A 23759-nucleotide genomic window follows, 5' to 3' on the forward strand; every position below is an offset into this window, starting at 1 on the left:
CTGTACTAGAATAGAGTTGAATAGTTTTGATTTTTCAAATAAATAAAACAATTGTGATTCATCATTTATAGGGGGAGGTGGAAGTCTTCTAAGAGCCTGCGAATAAACAGAAAGTGTTATCGTAGAAAAATGCTTGCAGAAGGCGCCAAAATATGGATCTACAGAAAACGAAAGCGGTTGAGTTCCCGAAAGTAACAGTTGCTGAATGGGAAGTTAAAGCTGAGAAAAGCTTAAAAGGTAAACCGCTAGCTAAATTGCATACGTCTACTTACGAGGGTATAGAGCTAACTCCTTTATACACCAATCAAAGTACTGTAATTAAAGAAGAGTGGCCTGGTTTTGCTCCTTATACTAGGGGGACAAGTGCACTAGGTTATCAAGAAAAGCCTTGGCTTATTTCACAAAAGTTATCAGGTCATAGTTCCACGAACATTCTAGCAGATTTTGAAGAAGCAAAGAGTCGTGGTCAAAATACAGTTGCACTTGATGCTAGTCAACTGACTTCAATGAGTGAAGAGGAATTAGTGAAATTCGTCGAAGAAGTCATTAAACAAAATCAACCTTTATTCGTAGATACAAAAGGTGAGCAACAACAAATTGTTTCAAAGCTTAAAGCTTTATCTAGTGATGAACTTGTGAAGCTACAAGGGGTTCTTGCTGAAGACCCAATTGCTGAAGGTGCTATTCAAGGTAAAGGAATTGAAAATCCAAAGGAATACTTTGCAACATGGTTTGAAAAATTACAATCCATGGATTCTGCTATGCCTGAAGTGAAGAAGATTTTAGTAAAGTCTACTTCTGTTCATAATGCAGGTGGAAATGCAGTTCAAGAATTAGCTTTCGCATTAGCAACAGCTGTTGAATATTTACAACACGGTGAAGAAAATGGCTACACTGCAGAAAAAATGTCGAAAAATGTCGTATTCTCTTTTGCGATTGACTCTTCATTCTTTATGAATGTAGCTAAATTAAGAGCAGCAAGACGTTTATGGTCATTAATTGGTGAAGAATATACAGGTGATGCTAGTACGTTTAAAATGTTTATTCATTCAGAAACATCATCGTTTACAGCTACTTTATTTGATCCTTACGTAAATTTATTGCGTGCTGCAAACCAAGCATTTGCTGCAGTAGTTGGTGGAGCACAATCGTTAGAGGTTAAAGAATTCGATTCTGCAACAAATGAAACAACTGCATTCTCAGAAAGAATAGCTCGTAATATTCATTTAGTTTTAAAAGAAGAAACGTTAATTGATAAAGTAGTAGACCCAGCTGGTGGTTCTTATTATGTAGAAACATTAACGAATGAGTTAGCTGATCAAGCATGGAATTTATTTTTAGAAATCGAAAAACGTGGAGGAGTAATTGCTTCTTTACGAGATGGATGGATTCAAGAAGCAATCTCTCAAGTATTGCAGCAAAAGAAAACAAATGTTGCAAAACGTAAAGATAGTTTAATTGGAACGAATGTGTATCCAAATCTAGAAGATACAGTGAATGTGCATGAGCGAGCACTCGAAACAGAACAAAATACAGTTCCATTTAATAGTGTGGATATTGCTCCTCTAACTGCAGTGCGTTTAGCTGAAGAGTTTGAACAATTAAGAATAGCTTCTCTTCAATACAAAGAGCAAAAAGGTGCATATCCAGCTGTTGGTTTAGTGTGCTTAGGAAGCTTGAAATCTTATAAGCCAAGAGCAGATTTTGTTAAAGGCTTTTTCGCTGCTGGTGGTGTGGAAGGCATAATGAAACCTTGTGAGTCTCCTGAAGTAGCAAAAGCATATATTGCAGAATCTAAGGTGAAACATATCGTTCTTTGCGGTAGCGATGCTGATTATGAAGAAAACGCAGTAGCTTGGGTACAGGCTTTAGAGGAAAGCGGCGTATCAATTTTCTTAGCTGGTAAGCAATCGCAAGAATTAGCGAATGCACTTCAGCAAGCTGGATTGAAAGATTTCATTTCTGTTCAAAGCAATGCTATTGAAGTTATTACAAATGTATTAAAAGATTTGGAGGTGATGTAATTGTCTACTCGTCGTGATTTTACTAAATTATCATCTAAAACAACTGCTGCATCTAAGGCTGATTGGGAACAAGCAGTGAAAATCAGCGATGCAGAAATGGAAGATTTATTATTTGAAACAAATGAAGAAATTAAAATTAATTCTTTATATAACAAGAGTGATGTAGAAGGTATGCCACAATTAAATGACCTACCAGGTACGGCACCATTTACACGTGGACCTTATCCAACTATGTATGTAAATAAACCGTGGACAGTTCGTCAATATGCAGGCTTCTCTACTGCGGAAGAATCAAATGCGTTCTATCGCCGTAACTTAGCAATGGGTCAAAAAGGTTTATCAGTAGCATTTGACCTTGCAACACACCGTGGTTATGACTCCGACCATCCTCGTGTTGTTGGTGACGTTGGTAAAGCAGGTGTAGCAATCGATAGTATCATTGATATGAAACAATTATTTGATGGTATTCCATTGGATCAAATGTCTGTTTCTATGACAATGAATGGTGCTGTACTTCCAATCTTAGCATTCTTCATCGTAACGGCTGAGGAACAAGGTGTTTCACAAGATAAACTAGCAGGAACGATTCAAAATGATATTCTAAAAGAATACATGGTACGTAATACGTACATCTATCCACCAACAATGAGTATGAAAATTATTGCTGATATTTTCGAATATACTTCGAAGAATATGCCGAAATTTAACAGCATTTCAATCTCTGGATATCACTTACAAGAAGCGGGAGCTCCAGCTGATATCGAGTTAGCATATACAATTGCCGATGGATTAGAGTATGTTCGTACAGGTCTAAAAGCAGGTATTCCAATCGATAAATTCGCTCCACGTTTATCATTCTTCTGGGCAATTGGTATGAACTACTTCATGGAAGTAGCGAAGATGAGAGCAGGACGTTTTATTTGGGCGAAATTAATGAGTCAATTCGAACCAGAAAATGAGAAATCATTAATGCTTCGTACTCACTCACAAACATCTGGATGGAGCTTAACAGAGCAAGATCCATTTAATAACGTAACAAGAACATTAATCGAAGCACATGCTGCAGCTCTTGGTCATACACAATCACTGCATACAAACGCACTTGATGAAGCTATTGCATTACCAACAGACTTCTCAGCTCGTATCGCTCGTAATACACAGTTGTTCTTACAAGAAGAAACAAGTATTACGAAAGTTATTGATCCGTGGGCTGGTTCTTACTACGTAGAATCATTAACAAATGAATTAATCGAAAAGGCTTGGAAACATATTGAAGAAATCGAATCTTTAGGCGGAATGGCGAAAGCAATCGAAACAGGCGTACCGAAGATGAGAATTGAAGAGGCAGCTGCAAAACGCCAAGCGAAAATCGATTCTAAATTAGAAACAATTGTAGGTGTAAATAAATACCGTTTAGAAAAAGAAGAAGAGCTTGATATTCTTGAAGTAGATAATACAGTTGTTCGTGAAGGCCAACTTGAAAGATTAGCTCAATTACGTGCTGAACGCAATGAAGAGAGAGTTATCGAGAAGTTAGAGGCTATTACACAAGCAGCTGAAACGGGAGAAGGAAACTTGTTAGCACTTGCTATTGAGGCAGCACGAGAAAGAGCTTCATTAGGAGAGATTTCTATGGCTATTGAACTTGCATCAGGAAGACACTCAGCGATTATTCGTACAATTAGTGGTGTATATAGTACAGCTTATGGCGACCAAGTTGATATTTCAGAAGTTCTACAAATGACTGAGGACTTCCTTGAAAATGAAGGAAGAAGACCTCGTATCTTAATGGCGAAAATGGGACAAGATGGTCATGACCGTGGCGTAAAGGTTGTAGCTACTGCATTCGCAGATTTAGGATTTGACGTTGATATCGGACCTCTTTTCCAAACACCAGAAGAAACTGCAAAACAAGCTGTAGAAAATGATGTACACGTTGTTGGTATGAGTTCACTTGCTGCTGGACATAAAACATTATTACCACAGCTAGTTGCAGAGCTTAAGAAATTGGGACGTGAAGATATTCTAGTTATTGTTGGTGGAGTTATTCCACAACAAGATTACGATTATTTACGTGAAAATGGTGCAGTTGCAATCTTTGGACCTGGTACTGTTATTCCAGAAGCAGCTAAAACATTAATGCAAGCTATTTATAAAGCGCTTGGTTATGAGGAAGTGTCTTCATAATGAAGAACAATAACGAGAAGCATACAAAATTTGTGAAGAAGAATCGACGTGAAATAAATACTGATGAAATTCTACAAGGAATTTTAGCAGGTAATCGTGCAATGTTAGCGAAAGGTATTACACTAATTGAGAGCAATGCGCAGCATCACTTTGAAAGTGCACAAGAGTTACTTCAGAAAGTACTACCTTATACGAATAAGTCTATTCGTATAGGGATTTCTGGAGTGCCAGGTGCAGGTAAAAGTACGTTTATTGAACGATTTGGAACAGATTTATGTAACTCTGACCATAAAGTAGCCGTTCTAGCTATTGATCCAAGTTCAACTATTACAGGTGGTAGTATTCTTGGTGATAAAACACGAATGGAATTGCTATCTGGACATGAAAATGCTTTTATTCGTCCTTCTCCATCAGAGGGAACCTTGGGCGGTGTACATCGAAAAACAAGGGAAAGCATGTTACTTTGTGAAGCAGCTGGTTTCGATGTCATCATTATCGAAACAGTTGGTGTTGGTCAAAGCGAAGCCATCGTTCGTGGTATGACGGATTTCTTCATGCTACTCGCTATCACTGGAGCGGGCGATGAATTACAAGGTATGAAAAAAGGTATTATGGAGCTAGCTGATGCCATCGTTGTAAATAAAGCGGACGGCGATAATAAACGAAATGCGATGGTAACGAAAGAAGAGTATAATCGCATTCTTCATTTCCTTCAACCAGCTACGCAAGGGTGGCAAACACAAGCGTACGCTTGCTCTAGCATTGAAGGTGATGGTATTCAAGAAATTTGGGAAGTCATTCAAGACTTTATGAAGCAAGGAAAGCAAAGTGGTGTATTTAATGAGAGAAGAAGATTCCAAACGAAAGAATGGATGAATCAATCACTATCACATCAGCTTCACCGAGTATTCTTTGATAATCAACAAATGCGTTCATTGCTTCCTGTATTAGAACAAGAAGTGATGAATGGTGATAAAACGGTAAGTTTGGCAGTAATGGAAGCTATTCAAACTTTCCTTTATAATCTTAATAAATAGAGTAATAATTAAGCTCCGTGTTCAACTACTTTCGTGTCTTTATTGGTTGAATACGGAGCTTACTATTGTTATTATGTTGGTAATGACAGATTATTTTAGGAGAGATACGCCAATGAATATGGATTTTAATTTTTTCATGAATGATGTTGTAAGCACAGCTCGAAATGAAATGAAAGCTGCTGGATATACTGAATTAACAACACCTGAAGAAGTAACTGAAGCATTCTCAAAGAAAGGTACAACACTTGTATTAATTAACTCGGTATGTGGATGTGCTGGTGGAATTGCTAGACCTGCTGCAGCTCATGCCATTCATTATGATAAGAAGCCAGATCAACTTGTAACGGTTTTTGCTGGACAAGATAAAGCAGCAACTGAACAAGCTAGAAGCTATTTCGAAGGTTATCCACCATCTTCACCATCTTTTGCATTATTGAAAGATGGAAAGATTTGCACAATGGTAGAAAGACATGAAATCGAAGGTCATGATCCAATGTCAGTTATCGGTAAGTTACAACAATACTTCGATGAGTATTGTGAAGAAGTTTAATCATAAAGAAAGCAGATCCAATTTGGGTCTGTTTTTTTGTTTTTAAATAACTTTATGAATAATGATTGTATGGTTTTATATTTTTATTATTAAAATAATAGTTGTGAAATAAAACCACTATGTCTTTTATGTTAATTATGCAATTAACTGGTAATGTTTATTGAAAAGTTAGTTTTCAAATGCCATACTTTAAATATTAGTATAGAGATGATCCATTTACATTATTATTTTCCAATATGGAGCGAAAGAAGGAATTTATGATAAAAATAGGATACAGAACACTTAAAACAGCTATAGGTGTAGCGATCGCTATTTACATTGCTCAGATACTCAATCTTCATAGCTTTGCTTCGGCAGGAATTATTACAATACTTTGTGTGCAAGTAACGAAGAAGAAATCAATAAAGGCTGCGTTTAGTCGTTTAATAGCGTGTTTAATTGCAATGTTATATTCGACGATATTCTTTGAGGGAATAGGATTTAATCCAGCTGTCATAGGATTAATGCTACTGGTTTTTATTCCTACTGTAGTAGCTGCTAATGTGAAAGAAGGTATTGTAACAAGTAGTGTCATTATTCTACATATTTATTCTGCAGGTCATGTTACGTTGAATTTATTATTAAACGAAATCGCTTTATTAGTGGTTGGAATGACGGTTGCACTTATTATAAATATGTACATGCCAAGTATGGAAGCAGAATTAAAAAAATATCAACAAAACATTGAAAAGAACTTTTCGTTTATATTTCAGAAAATGGCATTATATATTCGTACGAATGAGAGCAATTGGGATGGAAAAGAAATTATGGTTGTTTATGATATGATTACAGAGGCAAAATCATTAGCTTTTCGTGATGTGGAAAATCATGTGACTCGTCATGATGATTTATATTATTACTATTTCAAGATGAGGGAGAAGCAGTTTGAAATTATTGAAAGATTGTTTCCGCTCGTTGCTTCGATTCCATCCACTTCACCGTATAGTCATTTAATTGCCGATTTTATTGATGATTTAAGTCTTCATATTCATCCGTATAATACTTCACATATTTATTTGAAAAAGCTGGAAGATATGTTGGGGCAAATTCATGCAATGGACTTACCTAAAACAAGAGAAGAATTTGATGTACAAGTTGCTATGATGGGAACGATTAAAGAACTAGAAAAATATTTAATTTTGAAAAGTGTGTATAAAGGATTTTCAAGGGAGAAAGAAGGAATGAAAAAGAAAGTATTAGCCTAAACTAAGCAAAAAGTTTAGGGTGATTGTCTTTGAAAGTAGTGTTGTCTTTTTTATTAATGTTTTCTTTCTTATATCCCGCTTCTGTCGCAGAAGCGGAAACGTTAAAACAAAATCCTTTTGTGATTGTTAATAAAGCGAATAATAAGCTTGCTTTTATTAAGGATGGGAAGGTTGTAGAAATCTTTCCAGTTGGAACAGGCAAGAGTAACGAATTAACTCCTGAAGGATTATTTACATTCATCGTAAAGGCGAAAAACCCTTACTACCGCAAAAAAAATATTCCTGGTGGTGATCCACGAAATCCACTCGGAACCCGCTGGTTAGGATTTGATGCTTTAGGCACAGATGGTAGAACGTATGGTGTTCACGGAACGAATCAGCCTTGGTCAGTTGGAAAATATATTTCGAATGGTTGTATTCGTATGAAGAACAGTGATGTGGAAAGATTATATGAATTAATACCATTACAAAGCAAGATTCTTGTTACCATGTCTTCTAAAAGCTTTAAACAAATTGCAAAAGAATATGGAGCTATAGAAGAATAGAGAAAAAACCTGCTAGCAAATCTTTAGAAGATTGCCAGCAGGTTTTGTTATTATAGGCTGTTTTTTCACATAAATACGCGTTTAAATTAAAAAAGGAATGAAATCCCCGCTAGTACCGTAGATAGTAGCATCATAATTATCATCATATATACAGCAATTTTTTGGATTTTTTTTGCCTTCATTTAGACCTTCCTTTATAAGTTAATTATTTAGATTCATTCTACCTTCTCTACAAAAACAAAACAAGTGATTTAAATTGGTTTATAGATGAACTTTAGACGAAGATATATAAGCATATTATTTTGATATTTAAAAATATTGTATTATAATAGTTTCATAATGAAGTGTCTTGTATTATAATAGTCTATGTAATTAATTAAATTTTTAAAAAATAAAGAAAAAAAGAAGGAATATTGCGAATGATGTAGAATTGTATATTGTTTGCAATAACCAGGGGGAAAATGGGGGAAGGTCAATGATAGAGAAAATCGACCATATTGGTATCGCGGTAAAGTCAATCGATCAGTCTTTAGAATACTATCGTGATGTTCTAGGTATGGAATTAGAAGGATGCGAAACAGTAGAAAGTCAAGGTGTAACTGTAGCATTCTTGAATGCTGGCAACACAAGATTAGAACTACTTCAACCTTTATCTGAAGAAAGTCCAGTTGCTAAGTTTATTAGTAAGCGTGGTGAAGGAATTCATCATTTAGCGCTTGGTGTTAAGGATATCCAAGGACGTATTGATGAAGTAAAAGCTAAAGGGATTAAGATGATTAATGATGAACCAAAGAATGGGGCTCATAATGCAAAAGTAGCATTCCTACATCCTAAATCAACAGGCGGAGTATTGTTTGAATTTTGCGAACGAGACGAACAAGGGGAGGCACACTGATGATTGATATTTATGATAAAATTAATGATATGTATGATAGAAAGCGCGAGGTAGAACTTGGCGGTGGCGATTCGAAAATTGAAAAACAACATGAAAAAGGTAAGCTAACTGCTCGTGAAAGAATTGATTTATTTTTAGACCCAGGTACATTTGTTGAAATTGGACCATTCATTGAACATCGTTGTGTAGATTTTGGTCTTGATCAAGTAGACGGTCCTGGAGATGGCGTAGTAACTGGTTATGGTAAAGTAAATGGTCGCGATGTTTATTTATTCTCGCAAGATTTTACTGTATTCGGTGGAGCGCTTGGAGAAATGCATGCTAAGAAAATTGCGAATGTTATGGATTTAGCAGCTAAGAATGGTGCACCATTCGTTGGTTTAAATGATTCAGGCGGAGCGCGTATTCAAGAAGGAGTACTTTCACTTGATGGTTACGGTCATGTTTTCTATCGTAACTCGATTTATTCTGGAGTAATTCCACAAATTTCTGTAATCATGGGACCTTGTGCAGGCGGTGCAGTGTATTCACCAGCGATTACTGACTTTGTATTCATGGTTGAGAAGACAAGTCAAATGTTCATTACTGGACCAAAGGTAATTGAAACAGTAACTGGTGAAAAAATCAGCTCGGAAGGTCTTGGTGGTGCGAAAGTACACAATAGTATTAGTGGTGCTGCTCACTTTAGAGCTCCATCTGAAGAAGAAGTATTACAAAATGTTCGTACATTATTAAGCTATTTACCTCAAAATAATAATGAGAAGCCACATGTTGAGCCTTATGATGATAAAGATGATTATCGTCCAGACTTAACAGAAGTTGTACCAATTGAAGGTACTAGACCTTATGATGTTCGTAAAGTAGTAGAACAAGTAGTAGATACAGACAGCTTCTTTGAAGTTCATAAAGATTTTGCACGCAACGTGGTTGTTGGTTTTGCTCGTATTAAAGGACAATCTGTTGGTTTAGTTTGTAACCAACCTAAATTCCTTGCTGGTGGATTGGATATTGATTCATCTGATAAAGCAGCGCGTTTCATCCGTTTCTGTGACTCTTTCAATATTCCTTTAATTACATTTGAAGATGTAACAGGGTTCTTCCCAGGAGTTAAACAAGAGCATGGTGGAATTATTCGTCACGGTGCAAAAATCCTTTATGCATATTCAGAAGCAACTGTTCCTAAATTAACAGTTATTCTTCGTAAAGCATATGGTGGAGCATATGTTGCACTAAACAGTAAATCAATTGGTGCTGATATTGTATTCTCATGGCCAAATGCAGAAATCGCTGTTATGGGTTCTGAAGGTGCTGCAAATATCATCTTTGCTCGTGAAATTGCAAATAGTGATAATCCAGAAGAAACAAGAGCGAAGAAAATCGAAGAATATCGTCAAAAATTCGCAAATCCATATGTTGCTGCTAGTCAAGGTATGGTTGATGATGTTATCGATCCTCGTGATACACGTATTAAGATTATCCAAGCTCTTGATATGTTACGTAACAAAAAAGAAGATCGTCCATATAAAAAACACGGAAATATTCCGTTATAATAAACAAAAAAGTCTGAAGTTTTCATAGCTTCAGACTTTTTGTTTTGTAGTTTAATGGCAGCAAAAAGAGCCGGTGTCAGTTTTTCTTTGTCCAACCTTACACCTGCCATACTCGGTCATAAGCCAAACTGTTTTGGAAACCAAAAGAGGGTTTCCAAGAACAGTTCGTCTTATGCCTCCCGTATGGCTTCTTTTTACTTTGAGGTAAAACAAGCAGCTATTCTATCAGTAAAAAGAACCGGTGATGGTTTTTCTTTGTATAAAATGGATTTGCCACTTAGCTTTTACAATGGGTATACTAAAGGAGTAGTACATAGATGGAGGTTTAATAAATGATGATTAATAAACAAAGATTGCTTGATGAGTTTCTAGAATTAGTACAAATTGACTCAGAATCTAGATATGAAACAGAAATCTCTAAAGTATTGAAGGAAAAGTTTACGTCATTAGGAGTAGAAGTTATTGAAGATGATGCAGCTGCGAAAACAGGTTTTGGTGCAGGTAACTTAATTTGCACATTACCAGCTACAAAAGACGGCGTTGATACAATTTACTTTACTTCACACATGGATACGGTAGTTCCAGGTAAAGGTGTAAAACCTTCAATTGTAGACGGATATGTTGTTACAGATGGTACAACAATTCTTGGTGCAGATGACAAAACAGGTCTAGCTGCTATGTTTGAAGCTATTCGTGTATTAAAGGAACAAAACATTGCTCATGGAGCTATCCAATTCATTATTACAGTTGGTGAAGAGTCAGGATTAGTAGGTGCGAAAGTATTAGATCCATCTCTTATTACTGCGAAATATGGTTATGCATTAGATAGTGATGGTAAAGTAGGAGAAATCGTTGTTGCTGCACCGACTCAAGCAAAAATTACAGCAACTATTAAAGGAAAAACAGCTCATGCTGGTGTAGCTCCTGAGAAAGGTGTTAGTGCTATTACTATTGCAGCTAAAGCAATTGCGAAAATGCCTTTAGGACGCATTGATGAAGAAACAACAGCAAATATTGGTCGTTTCGAAGGTGGTAAGCAAACAAATATCGTTTGTGATCATGTAGATATTCTTGCTGAAGCTCGTTCATTAATCGGTGAAAAGATGGAAGCTCAAGCGGCAAAAATGAAAGAAGCTTTCGAATCAACTGCCAAAGAAATGGGTGGAGAAGCTATTGTTGATATTGAAGTCATGTACCCAGGATTCAAATATGGTCATGGAGACCATGTTGTAGAAGTAGCCAAAAAAGCTGCTGAAAAAATCGGTCGTACTTCTTCATTACAACACAGCGGTGGTGGTAGTGATGCAAACGTAATTGCTGGATTCGGTATTCCAACTGTAAACCTTGCTGTTGGTTACGAAGACATTCACACTACAAACGAAAAAATGCCAGTTGAAGAATTAGAGAAAATTGCGGAAATGGTTGTTTCAATCGTTCAAGTTGTAGCAGAATAATATAAGGTAAGGATGTACAAAAGTGATTGAATTTCACTTTTGTACATCCTTTTTTGATTTACATCTGTAAATGATGTAAGGTTTTGTATTTTTAAAATTCTATTATTTGTGATAATATTCTCGTTATCTAGCTAAAAATAGACGTAAACAAATTACTGAAAATTTAAAATATATGCTATTATTAATTATTCGGCTTTTGTATTAGAGGGATATTTGTTATTAATGTATAACATTTTAAGGGGACAAAGAGCAGATGGCAAAGGGAATAGGGACAATAGAGTTAGTTTTTTATGAAGAAAAATATAAAGAAAAAATATGTAATTATCAATTAGATGAAATCCAAAGAAATTTCACAACATTACCTTGTGAAGCACTTACTAGTTGTGAGAATGATGCATTTAGTTTTCCTATTGTAATATTGAAGGATGAACAGCCTATTGGTTTTTTTGTATTGCAGGCTGGTGAAGCAATTCGTTATCTTACGGAGCTCGATAATATGATGTTAATTCGTTCTGTATCTGTTAATCCTTCTTTCCAAGGTTTAGGTTATGCACAAGATGCAATGAAATTATTACCTGAGTTTGTGAAGAAGAATTATCCAGGTGTTTTGGAGCTTTTTCTCATTGTTAATTTTAAGAATAAAAGGGCAGAACATGTGTATATCAAAGCAGGTTATATTGATCGTGGAATTAGAAGGCAAGACCCTAGTGGATTTAAAAAAATTCTTCATTATGTTTTACATTGAGGTATTTAAATACAAATGAATGAATAAAGAGGTTGCTTGAGAGAAAAATTCTCTGGCAACCTCTTTTGTTGGTTTAATTTGTGTTTTCTAGTAATATATAACTATTAAGTGTGATTTTGGATGTATATAGTATGATAAAGGGGGAAAATAGGTTGAATTCAAGTGATATTAAATTAGCATTTTATGAAGAGAAATATCGGGAGAGACTTTGTAGTTATGAATTAGATGATACTCAGAGTGTGTACACGCTTATGCCAAGCGAGGCAATTGCTAGATTTGCTAGTAATTCATACTCTGATCCAGTTGTCATGTTACTTCAGCAAAATCCTATTGGTTTATTTGTCCTTCACGATGCAAAGGATGCCTTACATGACAGCGAAGTGGAGCATACGATGTTAATTCGATCATTATCTGTTAATCCTAAATATCAAGGTAATGGCTTTGCTCAAACAGCAATGTGTATGCTACCACAGTTTGTAAGGGTACATTATCCGCATATTTTGGAACTTTTCTCGGTCGTTAATTTAGGCAATGCTAGAGCAGAACGTGTTTACTTGAAAGCAGGTTATGATTATCGAGGCATTAAGCGAGAAGGTCCAGATGGTGCTGAGAAGATTTTGCATTATACATTGAAGACTAGAGTTTAATGCACAAAATAGTTATTGTAAAATAAGTAAAATTTGATGACAATTAAGCGTTTTTATAGACATGTTTTTGTGTAATTTGATAGGCTCAATGATGTATTTATTTATGCTTAGGAGGATATACATTGAAATCTATCAAATTATTATTGCTATTAGTATTAAGTATTTCACTAGTAGCATGCTCATCAAATGATGATTCTAAAAAAGAGAAAAGTGAAGAGAAGGGCGCTGTAGAAGTCGATAAAGGTTTGTTGAACGTTGAAGTAACATTACCTGCATCATTCTTTGAAGGCGAAGACATTGATAAAGTAATAGCTGAAGCTAAAAAAGATGGAGTTAAAGAAGTTACGAAGAATGAGGACGGCTCTCTTACTTATAAAATGTCTAAATCTCAACATACCAAAATGATGAAAGAGATGGAGACGACTATTAAAGATTCTATAAAGGAGCTTGAAACAAATAAGGATTTAGCTTCTGTTAAAGGTGTAGAATATAATAAAAAGTTTACAGAATTCACAATTGTAGTTGATCAAGCAGCTTATGAGAATAGTATGGATGGTTTTGCAATCTTTGGTTTAGCGATGCAATCCATGTTTTATCAATTATTTGACGGCGTAAAACCTGATGAATACAAAGCTACGTTTCATTTGAAAGATGAAGCAACTTCAAAGGTTTTCGACACTGTAGTGTACCCTGATGCATTACAAGAAAATACAAAGTAATATACTTTCTAGTATTAGGAGCTGAATAATTTCAGCTCCTTTTTTTCACGCTGTGTTATACTAGTTTCCAAAAAGCTATATATGAAACGTGTTATATATTTGATTAATATGGTTATGAATGGAGTGTACATAAAATGCCAGAGATTATATTTAGACAACCAACAATAGATGATGCTCAAGCGATAGTTGATTTTTATAATATTGTCGGTGGTGAAACAACCTTTTTAAGTTTTGAACAAGATGAATATCCATTAAATGTTGAGGATCAAGTGCAATCTATTAAGGCAGTAGCTGAACAAAAAAACAGCGTAATGATTCTTGCCTTTGAGAATGACGAAATAGTTGGCATTGGTACAATCAATTCTAGTAATAAGATTAAATCTCGCCATTCAGGTGAATTAGGTATAGTAGTGAAGAAAATGTATCATGGAAAAGGAATAGGGAGTCAAATTATTCAGCAATTGATTGAGTGGGCTAAATCTAATGGAATTACGACAAGAATTCAATTAGATACGAGATGTGATAACATAGGAGCAGTAGAGCTTTACAAGAAATTTGGTTTTGAAATCGAAGGATGCTTGAAAAATTCTACGTTATTAAATGGAGAATACTATGATTTATATGTGATGGGTTTACTGTTAGATAAATAACGGGACTTTGATGTTAGCCTTCTGATAAAATATAAGAATCAAGTTTAAAAAATGGTGATGGTTATGAGTAATATGTATCCTGTGAACGGTAGAGTCATTCTGCATGTTGATATGAATAGTTTTTATGCTTCTGTTGAAATGGCATATAATCCTCGCTTAAAAGGTAAGCCGTTAGCGATTGCGGGGAATCCTGAAGAGAGGAGAGGCATTATTGTCACATGTAGCTACGAGGCTAGAAAGTTCGGTGTTCGAACAACGATGTCTCTTTGGGAAGCAAAGAAACTATGTCCAAATCTTCTTGTAATGAAACCAGATTTTGATAAATATCGGACGATGTCGATTGCTATTTTTCAGTTGTTGAGAACATATACAGAATTGGTTGAGCCTGTTTCAATTGATGAAGGGTATTTAGATATTACGGAGTGTAGTCATTTAGGTTCACCCTTGGATATTGCCCATAGCATACAACAGCGTATTTATGAAACGATGGATATACCATGTAGTATAGGTATTGCTCCGAATAAATTTTTAGCAAAAACAGCTTCAGATATGAAGAAGCCGATGGGTATTACGATTTTACGTAAAAGAGATGTTCCTCATATACTTTGGCCAAAACAAACTGCTGAGATGCACGGTATTGGGCAAAAAACAGCAGAGAAATTACAGACAATCGGTGTTTATACAATTGGAGATTTAGCGAAAGCGAACGAGATTCAGTTGAAGGCGTTGCTCGGAATTAATGGTTTGCGGCTTAAAGAAAAAGCAAATGGTAATCATATATCCCCGGTTGATCCGGAATCAATCTATGATTTTAAAAGTGTTGGAAACTCTACCACCTTACCGAAGGATATTACAAATCAGCGAGAATTGTTTGATGTTTTGCAGAAGTTATCAAACAAAGTTTCTGCACGGCTAAAAACGAAAAAGTTACTCGGTACAAAAATAGGTGTAACCATTCGTTATCAAGATCGGAAAACAATTAATAGAAGTCAGACAGTCTTAAATCCTTTTGTAGAGAAAGAGGATATTTATCACAAAGCGAAAGAGTTATTTCAGAAGCATTGGAATGGTAACGCCGTACGTCTTCTTGGTGTAACGGCTTTTGATGTGATTGAAGAACAAGAGGCTGTGAAACAGTTGGACTTGTTTTCTTTTGAAAAAGATGCGAAGGAAGAACCTTTATTAAAAACAGTAGAAGCATTACAGCAGAAATTTGGGAAGAATATTATTCATAAAGCTGCTCAAGGTGCTGAAGTGAAGAAGAAATCAACATTCACAGAAACGAGTTTTAGTAAAGATGTTTTTGATGATTTAATGAAAGAATGATTTACTTTGGAAAATAGTATAGAATAGGAATGAAGTGGTTTAAGTTGAAGATAGCTTTAATCACTGGTACAGTAAGTAATGCTATATATAATACTTATGAAGATTGACTACAGAAGGGACGTTACAATATGCAACAAATTGGTGTTATAGGTCTTGCTGTTATGGGTAAGAACTTAGCGTTTAACATTGAAAGCAGAGGCTATTCTGTTTCAGTGTATAATCGTTCTCGTGAGAAAACAGATGAAATGATGAAAGAATCAGAAGGAAAGCAAGTTGTTCCTACATATACGCTTGAAGAGTTTGTAAATTCATTAGAAAAACCACGTAAAATTTTATTAATGGTTAAAGCTGGTGCTGCTACAGACGCAACAATTCAACAATTAAAGCCACTTCTTGATAAAGGCGACATCGTAATCGACGGAGGAAATACATTCTTCAAAGATACAGTTCGTCGTAATAAAGAATTAAGTGAAGCAGGCATCAACTTTATCGGAACTGGTGTATCAGGTGGAGAAGAAGGTGCATTAAAAGGACCATCAATCATGCCTGGTGGACAAAAAGAAGCTTATGAGCTAGTTGCACCGATCTTTAAAGAAATTTCGGCTAAAGTAGATGGTGAAGCATGTACAACATATATTGGTCCAGATGGTGCGGGTCATTATGTGAAAATGGTTCATAATGGAATTGAATATGGTGATATGCAATTAATTTCTGAATCATACTTCTTATTGAAGAATGTATTAGGTTTAAGTGCAGAAGAGCTTCACGAAGTGTTCTCAGAGTGGAATAAAGGTGAACTTGATAGCTACTTAATTGAAATCACAGCTGATATTTTCAAGAAGTACGATGACGAAACAGGTAAACCAATGGTTGATGTAATCCTAGACCGCGCTGGTCAAAAAGGAACTGGAAAATGGACAAGCCAAAGCTCACTTGACTTAGGTGTTCCACTTCCAATCATCACTGAATCTGTATTCGCTCGTTTCTTATCAGCAATTAAAGAAGAGCGTGTAGAAGCAAGTAAAGTTCTTTCTGGCCCAGAAACGAAAGAATATACTGGAGATAAGAAAGCACTAATTGAAGCAGTACGTAAAGCACTGTATATGAGTAAAATCTGTTCATATGCACAAGGATTTGCTCAAATGCGTGCAGCTTCAGAAGAATACAATTGGGATCTTCAATACGGCGAAATCGCAATGATTTTCCGTGGTGGTTGTATTATCCGTGCTCGTTTCTTACAAAGCATTAAAGATGCGTATGATCGTAATCCAGCGCTTAAGAACCTGCTATTAGATCCATATTTCAAAGACATCGTTGAAAACTACCAAAGTGCGCTACGTGAAGTAATTGCACTTGCTGTGACAAACGGTATTCCAGTACCATGTTTCTCAGCTGCACTTTCATACTACGATAGCTATCGTTCTGAAAGATTACCTGCAAACCTTCTGCAAGCACAACGTGACTACTTTGGAGCTCACACATATGAGCGTGTAGATAAAGAAGGAGTTTACCACACTGAGTGGTTAAAATAATATAAGTTTAAAACACCTAAGACGATTCATTGTTTTAGGTGTTTTTTGTCATACAAAGAGCTTTGTTTTCATAATATTTTTTAGTACTCAATTCTAGTTTTATTAAATGCGGGTTAGGGAAAATGATTAAAAAGATATACCTTTTAGAGGAGATGTATATGGTGAAAATATTGTTGATTACAATAGCTATTATATATGTGGTATATGTTGCTACTGAAATAGGTGTAAGTTTGTTTATTAATAAGGGAAGAGAGAAAGAAAAGAAAGTAAAGAAAGAGTGGGCATTTCCTAAATGGTTTAAGCGTGTTAAAACACATAACGCATCTTAAGTAAGAAATTTAAGTTTGAAAAGGATTCAGAATTTTTTGTTCTGAATCCTTTGCTAATTTTTGCTTAGTTAGTATGGAGTGAAGGGGGAAATTTATGTAAACATAGTTCAGATAGACTAATTCCACACAAACAGTATAATGATTGTCTCGTTTTTGTTGAATATTTATTACAGATTGTCTAATGAAATAAAGATAATAAGGCTTTTATAATTGTTTTATTATCATTTTTTATATGGGGGTGCTTTTTATAAAAATATTATTTTCTTTATTTTTACCATAGTTTACTTTTATAATTTTTTGCTATTACTTTAACTTAACTCTCCATGTCTTTACAATTTCCTTTTATCTTGAATCCTACACATTTTATTATATGAGACTCTTAGTCATAATTTATTGTATATAAATGTTACTTCACAAAAAATCCAAAAGTTTAAGTCCTCCTTCTTCTTACAGTCTATTCCTTTATTACCAGAGTGTTTATTACGAACATAATTTCCATTTTAATATATTATTCATTCATTTTGTCGCATTACTATTGCTATTACATTTTTAAATTTTTGTAAGGAGGTTTTTAGTAATGAGCGGATGTAATCAATCGAGTTTAGTTGAAGGTTTAATGAAGAACTTTCAGGAAGTGCAAGTAGGCTTAACGAAGCAGGAAGCACTTGAGGAATCAAATCGTTGTCTTTATTGTTACGATGCTCCTTGTATCAATGCATGTCCAACAAGTATAGATATTCCGTCCTTTATTAAGAAAATTGCATCAGGGAATGTAAAAGGGTCAGCTAAGACAATTATGCAAGCTAATCCGGTGGGAGCTAGCTGTTCACGGGTTTGTCCAACAGAGGAATTATGTGAAGGAGCTTGCGTGCTCAATCATTCAACTAAGCCAATTATGATTGGAAACTTGCAGCGTTATGCTACAGATTGGGCTATTCAGAATGAACAAGTCTTGTTTGAACCAGGAAGTGAAAATGGGAAGTCAGTTGCAATCATTGGTGGTGGTCCAGCTGGCTTATCTGCAGCTAGAGAATTACGATTGCTAGGATATCAGGTTACGATATTTGAAGCGGAAGAAAAGGCTGGTGGATTGAATACATATGGAATTGTTTCCTTTAGGCTTCCGCAAGCAGTGTCTTATTGGGAAGTACAGCAAGTAGAGCAGTTAGGTGTCAAAATCCAATATAATACTAGAATTGGCCAAGATTTATCTGTAGAAGATGTAATGAATAACTTTGACTTTATTCTTTTAGCTATAGGAATGTCTAAAGTTCCTAATATCGGTATTGCTGGAGAAGAGCTAGCTGGTGTTTACGATGCAATTGATTTTGTAAAGGAGACAAAAGTTAAACCGATTACGGATCGATTTATGGGAAAGAAAGTGATGGTAATTGGTGCTGGTAATACAGCTATTGATGCGGCTACATGCTCGGTTCGTCTAGGTGCGGAAAATGTGAAAATATTATATAGACGCACGAAGGAAGAAATGACTGCTTATGATTTCGAGTATGAATTTGCGAAGCAAGATGGTGTTGAGTTCCGATGGCTAACAGCACCTGTGCGAATTGTTGGGGATGAGCAAGGCAATGTAACTGGAATTGAGTGTATCAAGATGAAATTAGATTCAGCAGGAGATGATGGTAGAAGACGTCCTGTTCCTATTCAAGACTCGAAATTTATCATGGAAGCTGATGCGGTCATAAAAGCGATTGGTCAAACGAGATATATAGAGCTCATTGAACAGTTCGAGCTACTGCATGATGGCGGTGTAATCAAAATTAATCAAGAAACGTATCAAACATCAAAAGCAAAGGTTTTCGCTTGTGGAGACGCGATTTTTGGTAAAGGGCAAGGAGAAGCAATGGTTGTTTCCGCTGCTCAGCAAGGGAAGGATAGTGCATATGCAATTCATAAGTTAGCTACTAGTACAGAATTGGAAATGGCGTAATAAATTCCATTTAGGAGGGAATACAATGGCGGATTTACGTATTAATTTGGCCGGAATTAAATCACCCAACCCTTTTTGGTTAGCTTCTGCACCTCCAACTAATTCGGGTTACCAAGTTCAAAGAGCATTTGAAGCAGGGTGGGGAGGAGCGGTTTGGAAAACGCTAGGTGAGCCAATTCTAAATGTTTCCTCAAGGTTTGCAGCGGTTAGTTTTAATGGGCAAAGGGTAGCTGGGTTTAACAATATTGAATTAATAACGGATCGTCCTTTAGAAGTGAATTTAAAGGAAATATACGAAACGAAAAAGCGTTTCCCGAATCATGCAATTATTGCATCGTTAATGGTTGAGCCTAAGCAAGACAAATGGCATGAAATCGTAAAGCGTGTAGAAGATGTTGGTGTAGATGGCCTGGAATTGAATTTTGGTTGTCCACATGGTATGGCTGAACGCGGCATGGGATCTGCATCTGGTCAAGTACCATCTTTAGTAGAAAAACAAACATACTGGGTCAAAGAAGTCGCTAAAACACCAGTCATTGTCAAACTTACTCCTAACATTACAGATATAACGGTGACAGCTGAGGCTGCTGCCAATGGTGGGGCGGATGCTATCAGTATGATTAATACAATTAACAGTTTGGCAGGAGTGGATATTGATACTTGGGATACTATTCCTCATGTTGGAGGGAAAGGTGCTCATGGTGGATATTGTGGTCCTGCGGTTAAACCTATTGCTCTTCATATGGTTGGAGATTGTGCAAGAAATCCAAGAATCAATGTACCAATCTCAGGTATAGGTGGTATTGGAAATTGGCAGCATGCGGTCGAGTTTATGCTTATGGGAGCAACTGGAGTCCAAGTTTGTACTGCTGCAATGCATCATGGATTTAGGATTGTAGAAGACATGATTGAAGGTTTAAATAATTATTTGGATGAAAAAGGAATAGCTTCTGTTCAAGAAATCGTTGGGAAATCTGTTAGTAAGTACTCTGATTGGGGGAATTTAAATCTTAATTATAATATCGTAGCAAAAATAAACAATGATGTTTGTATTAACTGTAATAAATGTCATATAGCTTGTGAAGATACTTCTCACCAGTGCATAGATATGCTTACTGATGATAGTGGCAATCCTATTCTGAAAGTAAGGGAAGAGGATTGCGTTGGTTGTAATTTATGTTCTATTGTTTGTCCAGTGGACGGGGCAATTGATATGGTTGAGGTTGCTAATCAGTTACCTCCAATGACTTGGAATGAGCGTCAAGCTGCATTGGGTGCTGTCACTTGTGAATTGGAATTAAATAATTAACTACTCAATTTAAAGAAGAGGTGGATTATGATGAAAAAAATTATTAAGAACGGGACAATTGTGACAGCAACAGATACGTATCGTGCAGATGTATGTATCGAAAATGGTGTAATAAGTGGAATTGGTATGAACCTATCTGAGGTAGATGCAGAAGTAGTTGATGCAACAGGAAAATATGTATTTCCAGGGGGGATTGACCCACATACGCATTTAGATATGCCATTTGGAGGAACGGTTACAAGAGATGATTTTGAAACCGGTACAAAGGCAGCGGCATTTGGGGGAACGACAACAATTATTGATTTTTGTTTAACGAAAAAAGGAGAAAGTTTGAGTAGCTCTCTTGCAGAATGGCATAGGAAGTCAAAAGAAAAAGCAGTAATTGATTATGGCTTTCATCTCCAAATTGTAGAAATGAATGACAAAGTATTAAATGAGCTTCCTGAGATGGTTGAAAAAGAAGGCATTACCTCTTTTAAAGTTTTTATGGCATATAAAAATCAGTTTCAAGCAGATGATGAAACGCTATTTCGAACACTTGTAGCGGCTAAAGAACTAAAAGCACTTGTAATGGTTCATGCTGAAAATGGTGATGTTATTGATTATTTAGTTAAGAAAGCCATTAATGAGGGCAAAACCGAACCGATTTATCATGCTCTGACAAGACCACCTGAGGTTGAAGGGGAAGCAACAGGAAGAGCAGCTACACTAACTGGACTTGCAGATTCACAGTTATACGTCGTTCATGTAAGTTGTGCCGAAGCAGCAAGAAAAATTGCAGAGGCTAGAAATAATGGAATTAATATTTGGGGTGAAACATGCCCGCAATATTTAGTTCTTGACCAGACCTACTTAGAAAAACCAAACTTTGAAGGAGCAAAATATGTTTGGTCACCTCCGTTACGAGAAAAGTGGAATCAGGATATATTATGGAATGCTATAAAAACTGGTCAGCTCCAAACAATTGGTTCGGATCAATGCTCATTTGATTTCGTAGGGCAAAAAGATTTAGGGAAAGATGATTTTTCGAAAATACCTAACGGAGGACCACTAATTGAGGATCGAGTTAGCATTTTATATTCAGAAGGTGTAGCGAAAGGAAGAATTTCTTTAAATCAATTTGTGGATATAACATCAACAGCAGCAGCTAAATTATTTGGATTATATCCGAAAAAAGGAACTATTGCAGTTGGAGCAGATGCAGATATTGTCATTTTTGATCCTACCATTGAAAGAACAATTTCTGTTAAGAATCATCACATGGCTGTAGACTATAATCCTTTTGAGGGATTACAAGTTACTGGAGAACCAGTTTCTGTGTTATCTCGTGGAGAATTTGTCATTCGAAATCATCAATTTGTTGGAAAGCCAGGTGTGGGTGAATTTGTAAAAAGGGCTAAATTCGGAGAACGAAAAGTCGATAAAGATGTTTCTGCCACACTTCATTGACAGGGAAGTTTGTAGATAATTATTATTTTCAATTGTTTCGAAGGGAGAACAATGAACCGTGAAGCACCTCTTATGAAAAGGAGAGAGGGTAGTGAATAAGTGGAGTATCATTTGATTGAATATTCAATAAATGAGGGGTGTTTTTTATGAATAAAAATAATTATCTAAAGTCTCCTGATTTACTTCCTATTAAAGAGAATGAACGCAATATTGGTACGTTTGGTTTTGCAGTGATTTGGGTTGGAATGGCTATTGTTCTAGCGGCCTTTGCTATTGGTGGTGGGGGTATTCAACATTTATCATTAGGAATGGTTATCCTCGCAACTGTTATAGGATCGGTAGCAATAGGGATATTTATGAGTATTATAGGCGATATCGGAATTGAACATGGTCTTTCCTTTCCTGTTTATATGAGGGCGCCATTTGGGACAATAGGTACGCATATTCCATCGGTTGTTAGGGGGATTACAGCATCTTGTTGGTTCGGTATTAATACGTATTTCGGAGCTTCTGCAATCAATGCTATTTTAAATTTATTATTTGATTTTGATAATTGGCTAGTATGCTTTTTATTATTTGCTGTTCTTCAGTTGGTTAATACATCATTGGGTATTAAATCGATTGAGCGCTTTGCTGATTTAGCCGCACCGATTATTATTCTTATTGCATGTTGGATGTATGTCACATTAGCAGATCAAGCAACGGAACAAGGGAAAAATATATGGTCATGGGTGGAAAGTCCAACTACAGGAGGTGCTGCTTTTACAGCATTCATGGTCGTTGTAATGGCGAATATGGGATTCTGGGCTACATTAGCAGCGGATATGCCTTCCTTATCTAGATTCTTCAAAGCTCCTAAAAATGAAAGAAACTGGCTTAAACGAAATAAAACACAACTGGTAGGAAACTTAATTATTATGCCTGTTTTTAATACCTTTATGATTGTGATAGGAGCAGTATCATATATAGCTGTTTCTAATGCGGATCCAATTGTTGCCTTACAAGGAGCCGCTAGTGGGTTTATTTTAGGAATTCTATTGCTGATGATTGTCTTAGCACAATGGTCAACGAATACATCTGCAAACGTTATTCCGGCAGCTACGATCTTTTCGAATGTTGGCGGACCGAAAGTGCCATTTTGGGTAGGGGTTGTTATTGCTGGTATTATTGGAACACTTGCTCAACCTTGGAGCTTGTTTGATATTCTGAACACCGTATTACTTATTATCGGAGGAATTCTAACATCTATTGTTGGTATTCTTTTTGCAGATTACTATTTATTGAGAAAAAGACGAGTGAATGTACACGAACTTTATGAACTAAATGGTCAGTATAAATATATGAGTGGTTTTAATATGGCCGGAATGATTGCTTGGGTTATCGGAGGCATTGTTGCTAATTTACTACCTGCGTATTCATCTATTGTTGGATTTGCTGTTGGAGCAATTCTATATTATGTGTTGGCGAAATATTGGTGGTTTAAAAGATACAAACAAGAAGAGATTGAGAATCCTAGTGATGAACAATATCTAGGTATTACAGTTGGGCGTGATTGGGTTATTGAAGTTGAGAGCGATATTGAAGTTAGTCAGAAGGAAGTAAATGAAAGCATAACCTGA

At 35.9% G+C, this 23759-nt stretch carries 21 protein-coding genes; 20 read left to right on the plus strand and 1 reads right to left on the minus strand.

The annotated features are described in order from the left end of the window. Positions 1-152: 152 nt before the first annotated feature. From TX86_RS02985 to TX86_RS03010, 6 genes are all read left to right on the plus strand, one after another. A complete protein-coding gene (locus tag TX86_RS02985) occupies positions 153-2024 on the plus strand; it encodes a methylmalonyl-CoA mutase family protein (protein WP_042346112.1) in 1872 nt (623 codons plus the stop codon). After that, positions 2025-4211: a methylmalonyl-CoA mutase gene (scpA, locus tag TX86_RS02990; protein WP_042346115.1), complete on the plus strand. Its 2187-nt coding sequence runs from the start codon at positions 2025-2027 to the stop codon at positions 4209-4211. Continuing rightward, entirely contained in the window at positions 4211-5248 is a 1038-nt protein-coding gene (gene meaB, locus TX86_RS02995; protein ID WP_042346118.1) for a methylmalonyl Co-A mutase-associated GTPase MeaB, read from the plus strand. The genes scpA and meaB overlap by 1 nt, the downstream gene beginning before the upstream one ends. A 112-nt stretch (positions 5249-5360) precedes the next feature. Continuing rightward, positions 5361-5798, plus strand: a complete 438-nt coding sequence (locus TX86_RS03000) for a BrxA/BrxB family bacilliredoxin (RefSeq protein ID WP_042346120.1) — start codon at positions 5361-5363, stop codon at positions 5796-5798. Positions 5799-6055: 257 nt separating this feature from the next. Next, on the plus strand, positions 6056-7042 hold the full coding sequence (locus TX86_RS03005) for an aromatic acid exporter family protein (RefSeq protein WP_042346123.1): 987 nt from the start codon (positions 6056-6058) through the stop codon (positions 7040-7042). 29 nt (positions 7043-7071) lie between these two features. After that, entirely contained in the window at positions 7072-7587 is a 516-nt protein-coding gene (locus TX86_RS03010; RefSeq protein WP_052343520.1) for a L,D-transpeptidase, read from the plus strand. An 86-nt stretch (positions 7588-7673) separates the two neighbouring features. Here TX86_RS03010 and prli42 read toward each other — a convergent pair whose 3' ends face one another. Then, positions 7674-7769 (minus strand): stressosome-associated protein Prli42, encoded by a 96-nt coding sequence (gene prli42 / locus TX86_RS26560; RefSeq protein ID WP_154663038.1) that lies wholly within the window; start codon positions 7767-7769, stop codon positions 7674-7676. Between the two features lie 293 nt (positions 7770-8062). On the opposite strand from prli42, the gene mce reads away from it, so the two are divergent. From mce to TX86_RS03075, 14 genes are all read left to right on the plus strand, one after another. Continuing rightward, a complete protein-coding gene (mce, locus tag TX86_RS03015) occupies positions 8063-8482 on the plus strand; it encodes a methylmalonyl-CoA epimerase (RefSeq protein WP_042346124.1) in 420 nt (139 codons plus the stop codon). After that, complete coding sequence (locus TX86_RS03020) at positions 8482-10032, plus strand: acyl-CoA carboxylase subunit beta (protein ID WP_042346127.1); 1551 nt, start codon at positions 8482-8484, stop codon at positions 10030-10032. Before mce ends, TX86_RS03020 begins: the two co-directional genes overlap by 1 nt. Before the next feature lie 335 nt (positions 10033-10367). Then, positions 10368-11486, plus strand: coding sequence for a M20/M25/M40 family metallo-hydrolase (locus tag TX86_RS03025; RefSeq protein ID WP_042350114.1), 1119 nt, complete (start codon positions 10368-10370; stop codon positions 11484-11486). Between the two features lie 253 nt (positions 11487-11739). Further along, positions 11740-12231: a GNAT family N-acetyltransferase gene (locus TX86_RS03030; RefSeq protein WP_042346132.1), complete on the plus strand. Its 492-nt coding sequence runs from the start codon at positions 11740-11742 to the stop codon at positions 12229-12231. A 152-nt stretch (positions 12232-12383) separates the two neighbouring features. After that, complete coding sequence (locus TX86_RS03035; RefSeq protein ID WP_042346135.1) at positions 12384-12878, plus strand: GNAT family N-acetyltransferase; 495 nt, start codon at positions 12384-12386, stop codon at positions 12876-12878. A gap of 122 nt (positions 12879-13000) precedes the next feature. Then, positions 13001-13597 (plus strand): hypothetical protein, encoded by a 597-nt coding sequence (locus TX86_RS03040; RefSeq protein WP_042346137.1) that lies wholly within the window; start codon positions 13001-13003, stop codon positions 13595-13597. A 134-nt stretch (positions 13598-13731) separates the two neighbouring features. Then, a complete protein-coding gene (locus tag TX86_RS03045) occupies positions 13732-14247 on the plus strand; it encodes a GNAT family N-acetyltransferase (RefSeq protein ID WP_042346138.1) in 516 nt (171 codons plus the stop codon). Positions 14248-14310: 63 nt separating this feature from the next. Beyond that, a complete protein-coding gene (locus TX86_RS03050; RefSeq protein WP_042346141.1) occupies positions 14311-15573 on the plus strand; it encodes a DNA polymerase IV in 1263 nt (420 codons plus the stop codon). Positions 15574-15701: 128 nt separating this feature from the next. Then, positions 15702-17105, plus strand: a complete 1404-nt coding sequence (gnd, locus tag TX86_RS03055; RefSeq protein ID WP_042346144.1) for an NADP-dependent phosphogluconate dehydrogenase — start codon at positions 15702-15704, stop codon at positions 17103-17105. Positions 17106-17263: 158 nt separating this feature from the next. Continuing rightward, positions 17264-17434: a hypothetical protein gene (locus TX86_RS26565; RefSeq protein ID WP_154663039.1), complete on the plus strand. Its 171-nt coding sequence runs from the start codon at positions 17264-17266 to the stop codon at positions 17432-17434. A 577-nt stretch (positions 17435-18011) separates the two neighbouring features. Next, the gene (locus tag TX86_RS03060) at positions 18012-19382 is read left to right on the plus strand and encodes an NAD(P)-dependent oxidoreductase (RefSeq protein ID WP_042346146.1); all 1371 of its coding nucleotides are present in this window, start codon (positions 18012-18014) and stop codon (positions 19380-19382) included. A gap of 25 nt (positions 19383-19407) precedes the next feature. Next, complete coding sequence (preA, locus tag TX86_RS03065) at positions 19408-20691, plus strand: NAD-dependent dihydropyrimidine dehydrogenase subunit PreA (protein WP_042346147.1); 1284 nt, start codon at positions 19408-19410, stop codon at positions 20689-20691. A gap of 30 nt (positions 20692-20721) precedes the next feature. Continuing rightward, positions 20722-22140, plus strand: coding sequence for a dihydropyrimidinase (gene hydA, locus TX86_RS03070; protein ID WP_042350116.1), 1419 nt, complete (start codon positions 20722-20724; stop codon positions 22138-22140). Positions 22141-22286: 146 nt separating this feature from the next. Next, positions 22287-23759, plus strand: a complete 1473-nt coding sequence (locus TX86_RS03075; protein WP_042346149.1) for an NCS1 family transporter — start codon at positions 22287-22289, stop codon at positions 23757-23759.

This window comes from Bacillus massiliigorillae (assembly GCF_000380245.2).
Lineage (GTDB): Bacteria > Bacillota > Bacilli > Bacillales > DSM-1321 > Bacillus_AD > Bacillus_AD massiliigorillae.